Below are 14,365 nucleotides of genomic sequence, written 5' to 3'. Positions count from 1 at the left end.
CAAGAGCTTCCCATGATCGGAATCGATAGAGACTCCGGGGCCACGGTCGACGACTGGCTGCAGTTTGTGCAGCGCGCGACCCGGGCCCTGACCACGCCGCTGGGCACCCGGCAAAAAAGGCCCCTTTATGGCTCGCTGATCCCGACGCTGCTGGGGCAGAACCTCGGTGACGACGTTCTGCTTCTGGCCCAGAGCCACGCGGCTCAGGCGTTCTACAACGCGCAGAACGGGATCAGCGATTTTCAGCCGAGCGTGATCGTCGCCAGCCGCCAGGGCGCGGGCCTGCTGCTGCGCTTCGCCGGCACCTGGAAAAACCGTCAACAGACATTCGAGGTCGTGACATGAGCATGTTGATCCCCGGCCAGAATCAATTGGCCGAACCGGCGCTGATCACCGTCGACGCCTTCGAAGACCTGCTCGCCGAGTTCAAGACCTTCGTCGTCGAGTACGTCGGCGCCCGAGCGCCCGAAAGCGCGGCGAAACTCGAGACCAGCCTCGACAACGAGAGCGAACTGCTGACCCTCGCGCTTGAGGCTTTCTGCGTGCGTCTGCAAACCCACGAACGCAAATACAACGCCCGTATCAAGCAGATGCTGGCGTGGTGGGCCACTGGCAGCAACCTCGACGCACGGCTGGCGGACATGGGCCTGGAGCGGCAGTTGCTCGACCCCGGCGACCCGGCGGCATTTCCGCCGGTACCGCCGATTTATGAAAGTGATGACGACGCCCGGCTGCGCTATTACCTGGCGCCGCATGCCCCGGCTGCAGGTTCGCGAATGCAGTATCGCCGCGAGGTATTCACCCTCGGTGAACGGCCAACGGTGAAGGTCGAATCCAGCGATGGCGGTGTGGTAAATGTCACCTACACCTTCAACCCGGACGGCCTCGCGGCGCAGGTCAAGGACGGCAACGGTCGGCGCATTGCGCCGGGCGAGGTGCAGGTCACGGTGCTGTCGCGAGACGGCGATGGCACGCCGTCTGCAGCGTTGCTGGATGGCGTGCGTCAGCACTTCGCCCGCCCTGATGTGCGGCCGGAAACCGACCTCGTCACGGTCAAGGCTGCCGACATTCAACGCTACAAGATTCGTGTGGTGGCCAAGATCAATTCCGGTCCCGACTCGGGCCTGACCAAAGTCGCCGCACAGCAGCAATTGCAGGCCTACGCCGACAGTTGCCATCGCCTCGAAGGGCGGGTCGATCCGAGCTGGATCGACTACACGTTGCACAGCGCTGGCGCCGTGCAACTGCAGATTCTTGAACCGCTGGAGCCGATCATCACCAGCGCCTTCGAGGCGCCGTACTGCACGGCGGTCGAGGTCGAGGTGCTGACGCTATGAGTGAGCCAACGCATAGCCCGACGTTGCTGCCGGCCAACAGCTCTCCACTCGAACGTGGACTGGATCTGGGCTTCGGCGCACTGCTTGATCGCATCGCGCCGCCGTTCCCCGAACTGATGAACCCGAGCGAAACACCGGTCGCATTCCTGCCGTATCTGGCAGCGGATCGCGGTGTCGCCGAATGGAGCACCAGCGCACCGGAAGCGGAAAAGCGCCTGACCGTCGAACTGGCCTGGCCCACTGCGCGCCAGGCGGGCACCCGCAAGGCGCTGGAGAACGCGGCCAAGGGTTTGCAACTGCGCCCCGAAGTCCGCGCCTGGTACGAACAGACGCCGCCCGGCGTGCCTTACAGCTTCTCCGTGCGGGCCTTCAGCGAGCAACCCTACAGCGCAGAAATCGACGCCCGTCTCGACCGACGCCTGGCTGATGCCAAGAGCGAACGGGACATTCTCTCGGTGACGGTTGGCTTGAGCGCGTTCGGCAGCCACTCCATCGCCGCCGCGACTTTCTGCGGTGAGCTGACGACGGTTTATCCGGTGTTCATCGAAGGGCTCGAAACCTCTGGCGAGGCGTTCATGGCCGCCGCGATGTACACCGTCGAAACATCCACTATTTATCCTCAGGGGGCCTGAATGGCTGACTATTACACCCTGCTCACCAACGCAGGGATTGCCTACGAAACGGCGTGCAAGGCTGCGGGCACACCGATCAAGCTGACTCAGATTTCCGTCGGTGATGGCAATGGCAAGGTCTACAACCCTGCCGCCACCGCCACGGCACTTGCACGCGAAGTCTGGCGCGGGCCGCTCAATGCCCTGTTCCAGGACGAGAAGAATCCGAGCTGGCTGCTCGCCGAAGTCACCATTCCGCCGGACGTTGGCGGTTGGTACGTGCGTGAAGCTGGGCTATGGACCGACACCGGCATTCTCTACGCCATCGTCAAATATCCGGAGTCATTCAAACCGGTTCTGGCGACTTCGGGCTCGGGCAAAGAGTTCTACATTCGCTCGATTTTCGAGACCAGCAATGCGTCGCTGGTAACGCTGCTGATCGATGACACCGTGGTTAAGGCCACCCGTGCCTGGGTCATGAGTTACCTCGCCGAGGAACTCGGCAAACTCGATGGCAAGCAATCGGTGCGCGTCGCGGCCTCTACCAACATCGTGTTGAACGGTGCCCAGCAGATTGACGGCGTGGCCGTGATTGCCGGTGACCGCGTGCTGCTGGCGAACCAGACCCTGGCCAAGGACAACGGCCTGTGGATCGTCGCCAATGGCGACTGGGTGCGGGCGACGGATGCCAACAGCAGTGCCAAGGTCACGCCGGGCCTGACGGTCATGGTGGAGGAGGGTACGGCGAACGGCGATTCGCTGTGGCACCTGACCACTAATGCGCCGATCACTCTTGGCACCACCGCGCTGACGTTCAAGATGCTCGCCGGGCGTACCGGGATTGTGGCCGGGACTTACAAGAGTCTGACGGTTGATGAATATGGTCGGGCGACTGCCGGTGCCAATCCTGAAACGCTGGCCGGGTTTGGCATCAAGGATTCCTACACCAAGGCTGAAGTCGAGGCGTTGATTGCCAAGGCATCGGCATTGCCGGTGGGTTCGATTGTGGCGTTCCCGGTGGATGCACCGCCGCCGGGTTTTCTGGAGCTGGATAACAGCGTCAAGAGCAGTGCGACTTACCCGGACTTGAGCGCTTATCTGGGCGGCAAGTTCAACAAGGGTGATGAGGGCGTCGGGAATTTCCGTTTGCCTGAAGCGCGTGGCGAATTTTTGCGCGGTTGGGATCATGGGCGGGGTGTGGATGCTGGTCGACAGATTGGTACGGTTCAACTGGACGCGATGCAGCGCCTGACCGGTGCGATATCTGCAGCAGACTCCACTGGAATGGGCCAAATACTCAACGGTGTGTACGGTGGGTCGAAATCCGGCGTGTCAAAGGGCGTAAATGCTGCTGCTGATGCTTACACCTCCATAGATTTTGACAACGCCCGACAAGCTCGGACAGCAACAGAAAATCGTCCCCGCAACATCTCTGTCATGTGGTGCATCAAAGCCTGGAACGCCCCGGTCAATCAGGGAACCATCGATGTAGCCGCACTGGCCAAGGAAGTCGAACGACTCAAATCCGCCGTTCCGGTGGGGGCGGTTCTGGCATTCCCGACCGGGATCGTTGCGCCGGGTTATCTGGAGCTGGATGGTAGCGTGCAGAGCATTGCGACTTATCCGGATCTGGCGGCTTTTCTCGGTACAACTTACAACAAGGGCAATGAGGGAGTAGGTAATTTCCGCTTGCCGGAATCACGTGGTGAATTTTTGCGCGGCTGGGATCATGGGCGTGGAGTCGACGCCGGGCGAAACGTAGGCAGTTACCAGGCCGGTACGAAGATCCAGGGTGACAACGTCGAGGCGCCAGCCGTTCAAGGCATTGGAAACTCCGACGCGATTGATGCCGATCCGGCACCTGATTTCAAAGGCGACATTTACTACACGTCCACCGGTGTCACTGTCCTCAATACAGGCTCGTACTGGAAAACCGTGCGTCCGCGCAACCTCGCCGTCATGTGGTGTATCAAAGCCTGGAACGCACCGATCAATCAGGGAAGCATCGATATCGCCTCTCTGGCTACTGAAGTCAAACTGTCTCGCCTAAATGGTGCGGAAGTAGGCGCCATGCTTAATCTGAGAGTATCGCTGCCTGTCGCGGCTTCCGTTGCAACGGTTACTGCTGATCAACTGATTGTCGAGCAGCCGGGTGTCGCGCAGTACAAGTTGGCGAATCTCAATCTATCGCTCGATCTGACAACCGTCGGTGCAGGTGGCATGGACACCGGTATCGCTCCAGCAAACGGCAGTGTCGGGATTTACGTCATCTACAACCCCGAGTTGAAGGTTGCGAAGCTGCTGGGCGTCAATGCGACATTGAGTACCGCTCCTGAAATTTATGCGGGCACGAATATGCCCGCCGGTTATAGCGCCAGTGCGCTGGTCAGCGTGTGGCAAACCGGTGCCAGTCGATTGATGAACCCCGGCATTCAACATCAGCGTTCAATTTCCATTGCTCGGACGGTAGTGCTGGAAAACGGCATGTCGATGTCGCCGACACCGATCTCGCTGGCCTCTGTTGTTCCGAAGAATGCAAAAACCGTCGGTGGCTACATTCATTACATTGGTAGCGCTGATTTTCCGGGCGGTGGCTCTCTGGGGCTTTCTCCGGATGTTACCGAAGTAGGTATGAAAGCATGCGGCATTGGTGGAATCGTCGGACTGGGTGTTCTAAGTCCGTTCTCGGACCTGGTCATGGCGACTCCACAGACGATCTATTACCGTCTCTATGCGTCGGTCTCTCGTGCAAACGATGTCCACATCTCCCAATACACTTTTTAAGGAGTCATCTATGTTGAGAGCCTACTCAAATGTGGGGACGACCTTTCGATGTGTCGCCTCGGACTGGCCATTGGCTGACGGTGAAGTACTCTTCGACCATGAACCCACCCTTCAGGAACTGGAAAACTCATTTGGTTTTGCGAACGGCGAGCTGGTCTTGAAGCGCCAATTGGACCTGATTGCGCAGGAGCGATTTCGCCGAGAAGGTTCGGGTATCGTGGTCGCCGGTTTGATTATCGATTCATCCCGTGACAGTCAATCGCTGATTGCTGGAATGGCGGTTTCCGCGATGCTCGATCCTGAATATCGTTGCAGCTACAAGTCTGTTGCCGGGTTTGTCGATTTGACAGCTCAACAGATCCTGCAAATTGCACAGGCTGTACGGTCTCATGTTCAGGCCTGTTTTGATCGGGAAAAAGCGCTGTCCGAGTCTGCTCGAGCAGGAACGTTCGGCAACGAAATGCTGACCGAGGGCTGGCCAGATTCCTTGCCTGAAACGCGAGTCCCAAACCTTCAGTAAAACGCCCCTGCACCCCGGGGCGTTTTCTTGTCCGCTTAAAACAAATCAACACCCGCCAAGCCCCTCCCCACGAGGGGCTTTCCCGTTTATGGAGAAACGAAAAATGGCAACCCGCCAAACCTACACCGTGCTCGTTCCATTCCCCACCGGCGGTGGGCACTGGTCGAGCGTCGGTCAAGACCTTGATCTGCTCGACGTCGAGGCCAGTGCGTTGCACAGCGCCGGTCGACTGGAACTGAAAACACCCTCCACCCAGGCCAAAAAGGCCGCTGCCAAGAAGGCTGACTAACCATGGCTGAGGTTTTGAACTTCGAGCACAACGGCATTACCGTCAATGCCACGGAATCCCCCGAGGCCATGGGTGGCCTGGGTGACAACGTCATCGGTCTGGTCGGCACCGCGCCGAAAGCCGATCCGCTGATTCCGCGCAACGCACCGTTCCGCATTAATAGCTTCACCACCCACGCGCTGCTCGATCCGACCGGTTCGGAAGAGGGCACCCTGTACCACGCGGTTTACCAGATCCTCAAAGTGGTCAAGGTGCCGGTCTACGTAGTGATCGTCGAGGCGGGCGCGACCCCGGCCGACACTGTCAACGCAGTGATCGGCGGTGTCGAGCCAGCCACCGGCCGCAAGCTCGGTCTGGCGGCGCTGGGCAGTGTCCCGGAAGACCTGACCATCATCGGTGCGCCGGGCTTCACCGGCACCAAAGCAGTGGCCAGCGAGTTCGCTTCGTTCGGCAAACGCATCAAGGCTCGTGTGGTGCTGGATGGCAAGGACGCGTCGGTCGCTGATCAAGTGACTTACAGCCAGGAACTGGGCGGCGCCGATCTCGGTTTCGACCGCTGCCTGGTGGTGCACAACATGCCGGCGGTGTACTCGAAAGCGGCGAAGAAAAATGTCTTCCTCGCACCGTCGAGCCTGGCGATTGCCGCGCTGGCCAAGGTCAAGCAGTGGGAGAGCCCGGGCAACCAGGTGACCTACGCCGAAGACGTGTCCCGCGTCGTTGAGTACAACATCCTCGATACCTCCACCGAAGGCGATCTGCTCAACCGTTACGGCATCAGCTACTACGCCCGCACTGTGCTCGGCGGCTTCTCGCTGCTGGGTAACCGCTCGATCACCGGCAAGTTCATCAGCTACGTCGGCCTTGAAGATGCGATCAGCCGCAAGCTGGTCAAGGCCGGCCAGAAAGCCATGGCGAAGAACCTGACCAAGTCGTTCATGGATCAGGAGGTCAAGCGCATCAACGACTGGCTGCAGACTCTGGTCGCCGACGAAACCATTCCTGGCGGCAGCGTGTACCTGCACCCGGAACTCAACAGCGTCGAGAAGTACAAGAACGGCACCTGGTACGTGGTCATCGACTACGGCCGCTACGCGCCGAACGAACACATGGTTTATCAACTCAACGCCCGCGATGAAATCATCGAGCAGTTCCTGGAGGACGTTCTCTAATGTTTACCAACCGCGTAAGACAGGCCATCGCGGCCACCCTGCAAGGCCTGCCGTTGTCGGCGACCGTTGAGGAATTCACGCCACCGAAGATCGACTTCGACATGGAAAACATGACGGGCGGGCGCTTCATCGTTGAGGAAATGGCCAAGAGCGCCAAGCCGCTGAATGCTCAGATCAAGCTGCAAGGCACCGGTGCAGAAGTGTTGCTGGCAATGGGCGTGAAACTGGGCGACGACATCCTGCTGAATGTGCGTGAAGCCGGTCAGGATCAGGACGGCAACACCTGGTTCACCTATCACACCATCGGCGGCAAGCTCAAAACCATGGGTGAGGACGCGATCAAAATGGGCGGCAAAGCCCTGACGACGCTGGACTTCTCCTGCCGCACCTACAACCGCCTGGAAAACGGCATTCCGGTGATCGACATCGACGTGCGCACCCAGAAGTTCGTGCTCAACGGCGTCGACATCCTCGGTGATGCGCGTCGTGCGGTGCTGATGCCGTAACCCCGTAAGCAAGCCCTGCACCAAAACTTGTGGGAAGGAGCTTTTGTGGTGAGGGGATTCATCCCCGATGGGGCGCGAAGCGGCCCCAACATTGAGTTGGCGATTTAGCCGATACCGCACCCATCCATAAGCGGGGCTGCTGCGCAGCCCATCGGGGATGAATCCCCTCGCCACATAGGTTTCTTCTCCCAAGTGCTGCAACACCCCCTCAAGAATCACCAAGGAATTCATACATGTCGTGGATGCCACCCCAGCATGACCTGCTGTCGCCGATCACCGGCGACGACGGCGTGCAGATCGAGCAGATCCAGCTCAAGCCACTGTTCTACGCCGCGCAAAAAGAAGCGCTGGAGCGCGCTGGCGATGATGAAGACGATCAGTTCTTCGAACTGGCGCTGCTCGCCACCGGCCTGTCGGTCAAGGAACTCGACCAGCTCAAACGCCCGGACTACGTGAGCATCGCCCAGTACGTGCACGAGATGTCGACCCGTCCGGCGTCGTACTTTCTGGAGCAGGTCGAGGATGCAGAAAAGTCCGCCGACCCTGACGAAGTGAAGCTGCTGCAACCGCTCGCCGTGACCGGCCGCACCGTGACCTCGCTGTCGCTGGAAATGCCCGCACTGCTCGCCACCAAAGTGATGAAGAAACTGAAAACGGCCAAGGAACGCGCCGAATTCATCACTGCCCATTGCACCGGCCTGATGATCCCCGATCTGGCCCACATGAGCGTCCCTGACTGGACCCAATTGCAGGTGCGCATCGACGATTTTTTAAACCAGCCGGCGGCCTACTTTCGGAACGCGACATCGAAGTAATCCTCGATATCGTCCCGCTCATTTACCCGGTAAGTGAGGCGGAGATTCTGGAATGGGACGCCGAAAAGGCGTTGCGCCGCTACGACATAGCGATCACTCGCCTTGGCGTGAAACAGGAGTAGAGCGGCATGGCAGAGAGTAAAAATGCGCTCATGTACGCCGGTGAGAGCACAGGTTCCGCGAGCCGCAATATTGGTTTGACCACCGCAGCAACGAGCACGACTACAGCAGGCCTGGATCGGGATAAGGTCGCCGACCTGAGGCAAGCGTTGAGAACGGCAAGTGACCGAATCGTTTCGCTGACTGCAGCCATCGATTCGCTGATCCTCACCTTGGCGACCCAACGTTCTTTGTTCAAGAGCGCGGTCAATGGCGACGGCGGATCTTCCGCGCAGAAGGCTGCAGACAAGGTAGCCGGCGCCGTCCCTCCCGAACTGCTCAAAGCCGCTGTCGCGATGGACACAGCCGCTGCGAACCTGAGCGAAGTCGCTCGACTGACTCCGGTTCAGGGCAAGGAAATGGCTCAGGCAAGCCTGATCATGGCCAGCGCCCCGTTGGTGGCTGCCGGAGGAACCACCGGGGTTGAATTGCTCAATGCCGCGGCATTGGGTGCCAAGGCGGGGATTGGCATCGACTTGCCCAATGCCTCGGACAAGCAGTTCGAACTGCTGAAGTTTGCCGATGACGCTGCGCTCACCGCGTCAGCATTCAAGGTGCCTGCGCTACAAGTCGCCGAGATGATGGCGGCCTGGCGTACCTCGATGAAACTGACCCGTGATCAGGCCATCGATCTGGCAGATGCGGCTCACCACTTGGGCAAAATGCCTGGGGATGTAAACGCGGCAGACATCGGCTCGGTGTTGCAGCGTTCCGGCGACGCGGCGATTGCTGCGGGGTTGCAACCCGAGCAAGCCGCAGCGCTGTCGGCAGCCTTGCTGAACACCGGAACGAAAGAAGGTGAAGCAAGCGTCGCGTTGAAGAGCATTTCCACAGCCTTGAGCAAGGGAGACCAGGTCTCTGTTGCCGAACAGGGGGCGTGGAAACAACTGGGGCTCGATCCCAAGGCCGTGTCTGCGGCGATGCGTGATCCGAACAAGGACAATGCGCAAGGTGCGTTGCTGACAGTGTTGGCCGCATTGAACGCCAGACCGCCAGAACAACGCGCAGTGCTGGCCAGGACGTTGTTCTCCGATGGCGGTGATGCTGCGCAGAAGCTCTCGCAAAACCTCGGTGAGGTTAATGAGACGTTCTGGCAGGTCAAGGACAAGCAGCGATACGCGACGTCGGAGCTGGGCGAGAAGGGGTCGATAAAACAGGCTGCCCTGACGCTTTCCGGTACTCAGCAAGGACAGCTGAATATTCTGAATGCCCGTAGCGAACGATTGGCCGTCGCCAAAGGCAACGCGTTGGCACCCTCCAGCGATTCGCTGGCCTCTGCCGGGGTCGACAAGCTCAGTGAACTGACTGAAGCCTATCCGAAAACTGCTGGCGTGGTGTTGACGGTGAGCGCGTTTCTCAAACCGTTGTTCGATCAAGCGCTCGATGCCATTGGCAGCGATATCAAAGAACGGGTTGGCAAGAAAGTCGTGGATAAGGGCCTGTCCGTTTTCACCGGCGCCGCCACCGGCACAGCGGGGGCCGCCGCTGCTGGCAGCGGTTTGAAGATCCTCGAGCAAACTTCACGGGTGCGGGCCCCGCTTCTGGAGTCGACCGCTGCTGCCATGCGCCCTCTGTCGCGCGCAATGCCCTGGCCTGTAAAAACCGTCGCTGCCCTCACAGGCCTGGCGGCCGGGGTGGCCAGCGGTGACGAAACCCAGATAGCTAAAAGCGTCGGCGCAGCGGGCGGTGGAATGGCCGGCGCTCTTGCAGGCTCTGCTTTCGGCGCGTCACTCGGAGTCGTGGGTGGCCCACCCGGCATGGCCATAGGTGGCCTTCTCGGTGGATTGCTTGGCGGGTGGCTTGGCAGTGAGGGCGGTTCCCTTCTTGGCGAAAAACTCGGCAATGCCGCACCAGACAAACTGGCAGCACCGGCTCAGGTCAGTCAGGCGCTGGCCAGCGCCCAGGCGCCCACGGTGCCAGCCCCCTACGCGCCCACCGTTCAGGTGTATTGCAGCGACCCGGGCAGTGTGGAAAAGATCGGTCAATTGGTCGACTTTCACCTGAGATCCCAATTCAACAACGAATTCATTCCACTGATGAACACCAACAGCCTCGCCACCCGCCGTGACGCAGCCCTGACCGATGGAGTCGCCTGATGAAACAACAAATGGCGCTGGGCAGTTTCATCTTCGGCCTGTCGCGCAACTTCGCCTACAGCACGCTGGCGCGAAAGTCCGACGGTGGCTGGAGCGACATCCAGATCCTGACCAGCAAACCCAAGTCCAGTCAGACCGGGCAGAAAGCGGAATCGCTGACCATCAGCGGCACCTCGATGTATGCCGTGGCCATGGATCGACTCGATGAATTGCGCGCACTTCAGGCATTGCGTGTGCCGCTGCCGTTGATTGACGGTATCGGGCGCAACTGGGGTCTGTGGCGGATCAACAGCATCGACGAGAACCAGAGCGAGGTCATCGATGACGGCACCGCGATGGTGATCAAGTGGGTCATCGGATTGACGGAGTTCAACAATGCGTAAAGTCCGAAGCGTGGCCGGTGATTCGGTGAATCTGCTGCTCTACCGCGAAACCGGGCGCAGTGATGACACCGCCGAAGAGGCGCTGTGGACACTCAACCCGACCCTGGCCGAACACGGCTCGATCCTGTCTGCGGGCGTTTGGGTCACGTTGCCGGAACTCGATTCGAAACCGGCCACGATCAAACCGCTCACGGCCTGGGATTAAGGAGGTTGCATGGCACTGGGTTTCACCCCGGCGGTAAGACTCTACGGGGCCCACTCGGCCCTGCTCAATCAACGCCTGATCAGTTGGGAACACATTGATGCAGCCGGTTTCGAGTCCGATCAGCTGACGTTGACCATCGATCTTGAAGGCCTCGAAGGGCTGCCGGATCTGGGCGGGAAAATCGGCCTTGAGGTCGGTTATCTGGAATCGGGAATGGTCGACAAGGGCCAGTTCAAAGTGACACGCCTGACGCCGACGCTGTTCCCGTTTCGCCTGACGCTGGTGGCCACGGCGGCACCGTTCAGCAAGGAGGATGAGACGGGCTTCAAGCAACGTCGCACGGCCAGTCATGGCCCGACTACATTGGGTGCGCTGTTTCGCAAACTGGTGTCGAGCCATGGCTTTTCACCGCGCGTCGCGCCCGAGGTGGCGATGATCAGGATCGAGCACGTCGACCAGTCCAACGAAACCGACATGAGCTTTCTGACGCGCCTGGCGAAAAAGTACAACGCGGTGACCAAACCCTACAACGACGTGTACGTGCTGGCCCGTCCCGGCCAGACCAAATCGTTGTCGGGCCAGGTGCTGGCGGACGTGACCTTGTCGGTGACCAGCAACAACCGTCCCGGCGATCACGCATTCATCAGCGCCACGCTGGAGGAGTCCGCCCGCGAGCAAACCAAGGGTTGCAAGACCTGTTTCGTGGAGGCTGCCACAGGTTTGTTGCAGTGGGTCGAAACGGGGCTTGCGCCGTTCAAGATCATCCGCCAGAAGCAACCCAGCGAAGCCGATGCGATTGCCGTTGGCGAAGGCGAAGTGCGCAAGATGCTCCGGCAGAAGTACAAGGTGAAGATCACCTGTCCCGGCAATCCGCTGCTGGCGGCCGAAGGGCTGGTGCTGCTCGATGAGACCTGGCCGGACTTCATGCGTGGGCGCTGGTCGATCGAAAAAGTCACCGCCAGTGGCAATCGCGAGAACAGCTATCGCTGCGTGATCGATGCCAGCGGCCTTGATCCCAAGGCCGCAGCCAAGGACTGATTCCCCGCTTTGTCACTGCGATGAAGATCCCTGTGGGAGCGGGCTCGCCCGCGAAGAGGCCAGCCCATTCAAAAGAGACGCCGGTTGATCCACCGCCATCGCTGGCAAGCCAGCTCCCACAGGTTTTGCAGTGTTCTGCAGACCGCTTTTCATTCAACTCTGGAACACCACCATGAAGATCACCCCGATCCTCACGCAGCTGCGTGCGCAATGCCCTGGGCTTGCCAACCACATTGCCGTCGGTGTCGATCTGGCGTTGCTGCAAGGCAATGCCGATCTGCCGACACCCTCGGCCCATGTGCTGCCGCTGGCCGATGTCGCCAGCAACAGCACCGCGCAAAACCTCACCGCCCAACCGATCCGCGACCGCTTTGACATCATCCTGGCACTTGATGCCAGCGACGGCACAAAAGCGCTGGATCTGTTGCACGACCTGCGCGCCGAACTGTGGCGCGCGCTGGTGGGGTTCAAGCCCGATTCCGACTACAGCGCCATCGTCTACGACGGCGGCGAGATGGTCTCGATCAACAGCAGCCGGGCCTTCTATCGGCTGCGCTTTTTTGCCGAGTTCCAGCTCGGCCGCAATCTGCCCAGTCAGCCTGCGGAGAGTTGGCACGAACGTGAACTGGACGGTTTGTCGTCCTTTACCGGGGTCACCGTGCGGGTCGATGCGATCGACCCGGCCGACCCCAATCTGAAACACCCGGGCCCTGACGGGCGCGTGGAACTGACTTTCTCTGGAGACGTAACCCCATGAGCAATCGCATCACCGTACTGCCGGCCGCTGGCCGTGCTGTGCCTGACCCGGAAGCGGGCGATCTGCTGCCCAAGGAAGGCCGTGAAGTGCTGGACAGCGCCTGGTGGCGCCGGCGTCTGGCCGACGGCGATATCACACTCAAAACCGCAAAAGCGGCTAAACCACAGGGAGCCAAATAATGGCGATCGGATTCAGCAACATCCCCGCGGACATTCGTGTACCGCTGTTCTATGCCGAAATGGACAACTCGGCCGCCAATAGCGCGACTTCGGCCATGCGCCGTCTGATCGTCGCTCAGGTCAATGACAACATCGCCCCGACCGAAGTCGGCAAACTGGTGCTGGTCTCCAGCGTCGCGCTGGCAAAAAGCATCGGCGGTCAGGGCTCGATGCTCGCCTCGATGTACGAGACCTTCCGCAAGGCCGACCCGATCGGCGAGATCTGGTGCCTGCCGCTGCACAACACCGAAGGCGCCATCGCCAAAGGCGTGCTGACCCTGACCGGCACCGCCACTCAGGCTGGCGTGCTCAACCTGTACGTCGCTGGTGTGCGGGTGCAGGCCACCGTGGTCAACGGTGCCACCGCTGCTCAAGCGGCTACCGCACTGGCACAGAAAATCAACGCCACCGCCGATCTGCCAGTCAGCGCTGCGGCTGCTGAAGGCGTGGTCACTCTGACCGCCAAATGGACCGGCGACAGCGCTAACGACATCAGCCTGCAGTTCAATCGCTTGGGCAAGAGCAACGGCGAAGAAACCCCGGCCGGCCTGACCACTGCGATCACCGCCATGACCGGCGGCGCCGGTGTGCCGGACCAGGTCGCCGCCGTGGCTGCACTGGGCGACGAGCCGTTCGAGTTCATCGCACTGCCGTGGTCGGATCTGTCGACCCTCAACACCTGGCAAGCAGTGATGGATGACAGCACCGGTCGCTGGTCCTGGGCCAAGCAACTGTTCGGTCACGTCTACAGCGCCAAACGCGGCACCGTCGGCACCCTGGTTGCTGCTGGCCAGGCACGCAACGACCAGCACATGACCATTCAGGCACTGGAGCCGGGCGTACCGCAACCGTTCTGGGTACAAGCAGCAGCACTGGCTGCGCGCACCGCAGTGTTCATCTCCGCCGATGCCAGCCGTCCGACCCAAAGCGGCAGCCTGCCGGGTGTTGATCCAGCGCCGGCCAGCGAGCGCTTCACCCTGACCGAGCGCCAGTCGCTGCTCAACTACGGCATCGCCACTGCGTACTACGAGGGCGGTTACGTGCGCATCCAGCGTTCGATCACCACCTACCAGAAAAACGCTTACGGTCAGGCTGACAACTCCTATCTGGACAGCGAAACCATGCACCAGTCGGCGTTCATCGTGCGTCGTCTGCAAAGCGTGATCACCAGCAAATACGGGCGCCACAAACTGGCTTCCGACGGCACCCGTTTCGGCGCCGGCCAGCCGATCGTCACTCCGGCGACCATTCGCGGCGAGTTGATCGCGCAGTACGCCAAGCTGGAACTGGAAGGCCACGTGGAGAACGCCGAGCTGTTCGCCGAGCACCTGATCGTCGAGCGTGACGTGCAGGACCCGAGCCGCGTGAACGTGCTGTTCCCGCCGGATTACATCAACGGTCTGCGCGTGTTCGCACTGCTCAACCAATTCCGTCTGCAATACGACGACGCGGCCTGATCGCCGCGTTTGGCCGTAAGC

The 14,365-nt window shown here is 60.5% G+C and carries 16 protein-coding genes; all 16 read left to right on the top strand.

The annotated features are described in order from the left end of the window. Positions 1 to 12 precede the first annotated feature (12 nt). Positions 13 to 345: a phage baseplate protein gene (locus tag AB1J88_RS14865; RefSeq protein WP_003222189.1), complete on the top strand. Its 333-nt coding sequence runs from the start codon at positions 13 to 15 to the stop codon at positions 343 to 345. Beyond that, a complete protein-coding gene (locus AB1J88_RS14860) occupies positions 342 to 1,337 on the top strand; it encodes a baseplate J/gp47 family protein (protein ID WP_430291357.1) in 996 nt (331 codons plus the stop codon). The genes AB1J88_RS14865 and AB1J88_RS14860 overlap by 4 nt, the downstream gene beginning before the upstream one ends. Then, positions 1,334 to 1,969, top strand: a complete 636-nt coding sequence (locus tag AB1J88_RS14855) for a phage tail protein I (protein ID WP_041072285.1) — start codon at positions 1,334 to 1,336, stop codon at positions 1,967 to 1,969. The genes AB1J88_RS14860 and AB1J88_RS14855 overlap by 4 nt, the downstream gene beginning before the upstream one ends. Continuing rightward, complete coding sequence (locus AB1J88_RS14850; RefSeq protein ID WP_430291356.1) at positions 1,970 to 4,732, top strand: phage tail protein; 2,763 nt, start codon at positions 1,970 to 1,972, stop codon at positions 4,730 to 4,732. Positions 4,733 to 4,742: 10 nt separating this feature from the next. Beyond that, the gene (locus tag AB1J88_RS14845) at positions 4,743 to 5,252 is read left to right on the top strand and encodes a DUF4376 domain-containing protein (protein WP_041072281.1); all 510 of its coding nucleotides are present in this window, start codon (positions 4,743 to 4,745) and stop codon (positions 5,250 to 5,252) included. A 103-nt stretch (positions 5,253 to 5,355) separates the two neighbouring features. After that, entirely contained in the window at positions 5,356 to 5,541 is a 186-nt protein-coding gene (locus tag AB1J88_RS14840) for a hypothetical protein (protein WP_007964321.1), read from the top strand. A 2-nt stretch (positions 5,542 to 5,543) separates the two neighbouring features. Next, the gene (locus AB1J88_RS14835; protein ID WP_430291355.1) at positions 5,544 to 6,710 is read left to right on the top strand and encodes a phage tail protein; all 1,167 of its coding nucleotides are present in this window, start codon (positions 5,544 to 5,546) and stop codon (positions 6,708 to 6,710) included. Continuing rightward, positions 6,710 to 7,216, top strand: a complete 507-nt coding sequence (locus AB1J88_RS14830; RefSeq protein ID WP_007908799.1) for a phage major tail tube protein — start codon at positions 6,710 to 6,712, stop codon at positions 7,214 to 7,216. Before AB1J88_RS14835 ends, AB1J88_RS14830 begins: the two co-directional genes overlap by 1 nt. A gap of 233 nt (positions 7,217 to 7,449) precedes the next feature. Further along, complete coding sequence (locus tag AB1J88_RS14825; RefSeq protein WP_430291354.1) at positions 7,450 to 8,031, top strand: phage tail assembly protein; 582 nt, start codon at positions 7,450 to 7,452, stop codon at positions 8,029 to 8,031. Positions 8,032 to 8,300: 269 nt separating this feature from the next. Then, the gene (locus AB1J88_RS14820; RefSeq protein WP_430291353.1) at positions 8,301 to 10,286 is read left to right on the top strand and encodes a phage tail tape measure protein; all 1,986 of its coding nucleotides are present in this window, start codon (positions 8,301 to 8,303) and stop codon (positions 10,284 to 10,286) included. Next, complete coding sequence (locus tag AB1J88_RS14815) at positions 10,286 to 10,669, top strand: phage tail protein (protein WP_430291352.1); 384 nt, start codon at positions 10,286 to 10,288, stop codon at positions 10,667 to 10,669. The genes AB1J88_RS14820 and AB1J88_RS14815 overlap by 1 nt, the downstream gene beginning before the upstream one ends. Further along, complete coding sequence (locus AB1J88_RS14810) at positions 10,662 to 10,874, top strand: tail protein X (protein ID WP_430291351.1); 213 nt, start codon at positions 10,662 to 10,664, stop codon at positions 10,872 to 10,874. Before AB1J88_RS14815 ends, AB1J88_RS14810 begins: the two co-directional genes overlap by 8 nt. 9 nt (positions 10,875 to 10,883) lie before the next feature. After that, on the top strand, positions 10,884 to 11,912 hold the full coding sequence (locus tag AB1J88_RS14805) for a phage late control D family protein (RefSeq protein WP_430291350.1): 1,029 nt from the start codon (positions 10,884 to 10,886) through the stop codon (positions 11,910 to 11,912). A gap of 172 nt (positions 11,913 to 12,084) precedes the next feature. Beyond that, positions 12,085 to 12,669 (top strand): phage tail terminator protein, encoded by a 585-nt coding sequence (locus AB1J88_RS14800; RefSeq protein WP_430291349.1) that lies wholly within the window; start codon positions 12,085 to 12,087, stop codon positions 12,667 to 12,669. Further along, entirely contained in the window at positions 12,666 to 12,848 is a 183-nt protein-coding gene (locus AB1J88_RS14795; RefSeq protein ID WP_041072263.1) for a DUF2635 domain-containing protein, read from the top strand. Before AB1J88_RS14800 ends, AB1J88_RS14795 begins: the two co-directional genes overlap by 4 nt. Further along, positions 12,848 to 14,344 (top strand): phage tail sheath subtilisin-like domain-containing protein, encoded by a 1,497-nt coding sequence (locus AB1J88_RS14790; protein WP_225137729.1) that lies wholly within the window; start codon positions 12,848 to 12,850, stop codon positions 14,342 to 14,344. Before AB1J88_RS14795 ends, AB1J88_RS14790 begins: the two co-directional genes overlap by 1 nt. The last annotated feature ends 21 nt before the right edge of the window (positions 14,345 to 14,365 follow it).

The organism is Pseudomonas sp. S8 (genome assembly GCF_050473925.1).
In the GTDB taxonomy this organism is placed as follows: domain Bacteria; phylum Pseudomonadota; class Gammaproteobacteria; order Pseudomonadales; family Pseudomonadaceae; genus Aquipseudomonas; species Aquipseudomonas parakoreensis.
The sequence above is the reverse complement of the archived record's forward strand: the minus strand, read 5'-3'. Positions and strand labels throughout refer to the sequence as shown.

Bases quoted from the DNA above. Each gene is read 5' to 3' on its own strand.
- AB1J88_RS14835 (WP_430291355.1), top strand. From the start codon at position 5,544: ATGGCTGAGGTTTTGAACTTCGAGCACAACGGCATTACCGTCAATGCC.
- AB1J88_RS14790 (WP_225137729.1), top strand. From the start codon at position 12,848: ATGGCGATCGGATTCAGCAACATCCCCGCGGACATTCGTGTACCGCTG.
- AB1J88_RS14860 (WP_430291357.1), top strand. From the start codon at position 342: ATGAGCATGTTGATCCCCGGCCAGAATCAATTGGCCGAACCGGCGCTG.
- AB1J88_RS14855 (WP_041072285.1), top strand. From the start codon at position 1,334: ATGAGTGAGCCAACGCATAGCCCGACGTTGCTGCCGGCCAACAGCTCT.
- AB1J88_RS14845 (WP_041072281.1), top strand. From the start codon at position 4,743: ATGTTGAGAGCCTACTCAAATGTGGGGACGACCTTTCGATGTGTCGCC.
- AB1J88_RS14810 (WP_430291351.1), top strand. From the start codon at position 10,662: ATGCGTAAAGTCCGAAGCGTGGCCGGTGATTCGGTGAATCTGCTGCTC.
- AB1J88_RS14825 (WP_430291354.1), top strand. From the start codon at position 7,450: ATGTCGTGGATGCCACCCCAGCATGACCTGCTGTCGCCGATCACCGGC.
- AB1J88_RS14805 (WP_430291350.1), top strand. From the start codon at position 10,884: ATGGCACTGGGTTTCACCCCGGCGGTAAGACTCTACGGGGCCCACTCG.
- AB1J88_RS14815 (WP_430291352.1), top strand. From the start codon at position 10,286: ATGAAACAACAAATGGCGCTGGGCAGTTTCATCTTCGGCCTGTCGCGC.
- AB1J88_RS14795 (WP_041072263.1), top strand. From the start codon at position 12,666: ATGAGCAATCGCATCACCGTACTGCCGGCCGCTGGCCGTGCTGTGCCT.
- AB1J88_RS14865 (WP_003222189.1), top strand. From the start codon at position 13: ATGATCGGAATCGATAGAGACTCCGGGGCCACGGTCGACGACTGGCTG.
- AB1J88_RS14830 (WP_007908799.1), top strand. From the start codon at position 6,710: ATGTTTACCAACCGCGTAAGACAGGCCATCGCGGCCACCCTGCAAGGC.
- AB1J88_RS14800 (WP_430291349.1), top strand. From the start codon at position 12,085: ATGAAGATCACCCCGATCCTCACGCAGCTGCGTGCGCAATGCCCTGGG.
- AB1J88_RS14840 (WP_007964321.1), top strand. From the start codon at position 5,356: ATGGCAACCCGCCAAACCTACACCGTGCTCGTTCCATTCCCCACCGGC.
- AB1J88_RS14850 (WP_430291356.1), top strand. From the start codon at position 1,970: ATGGCTGACTATTACACCCTGCTCACCAACGCAGGGATTGCCTACGAA.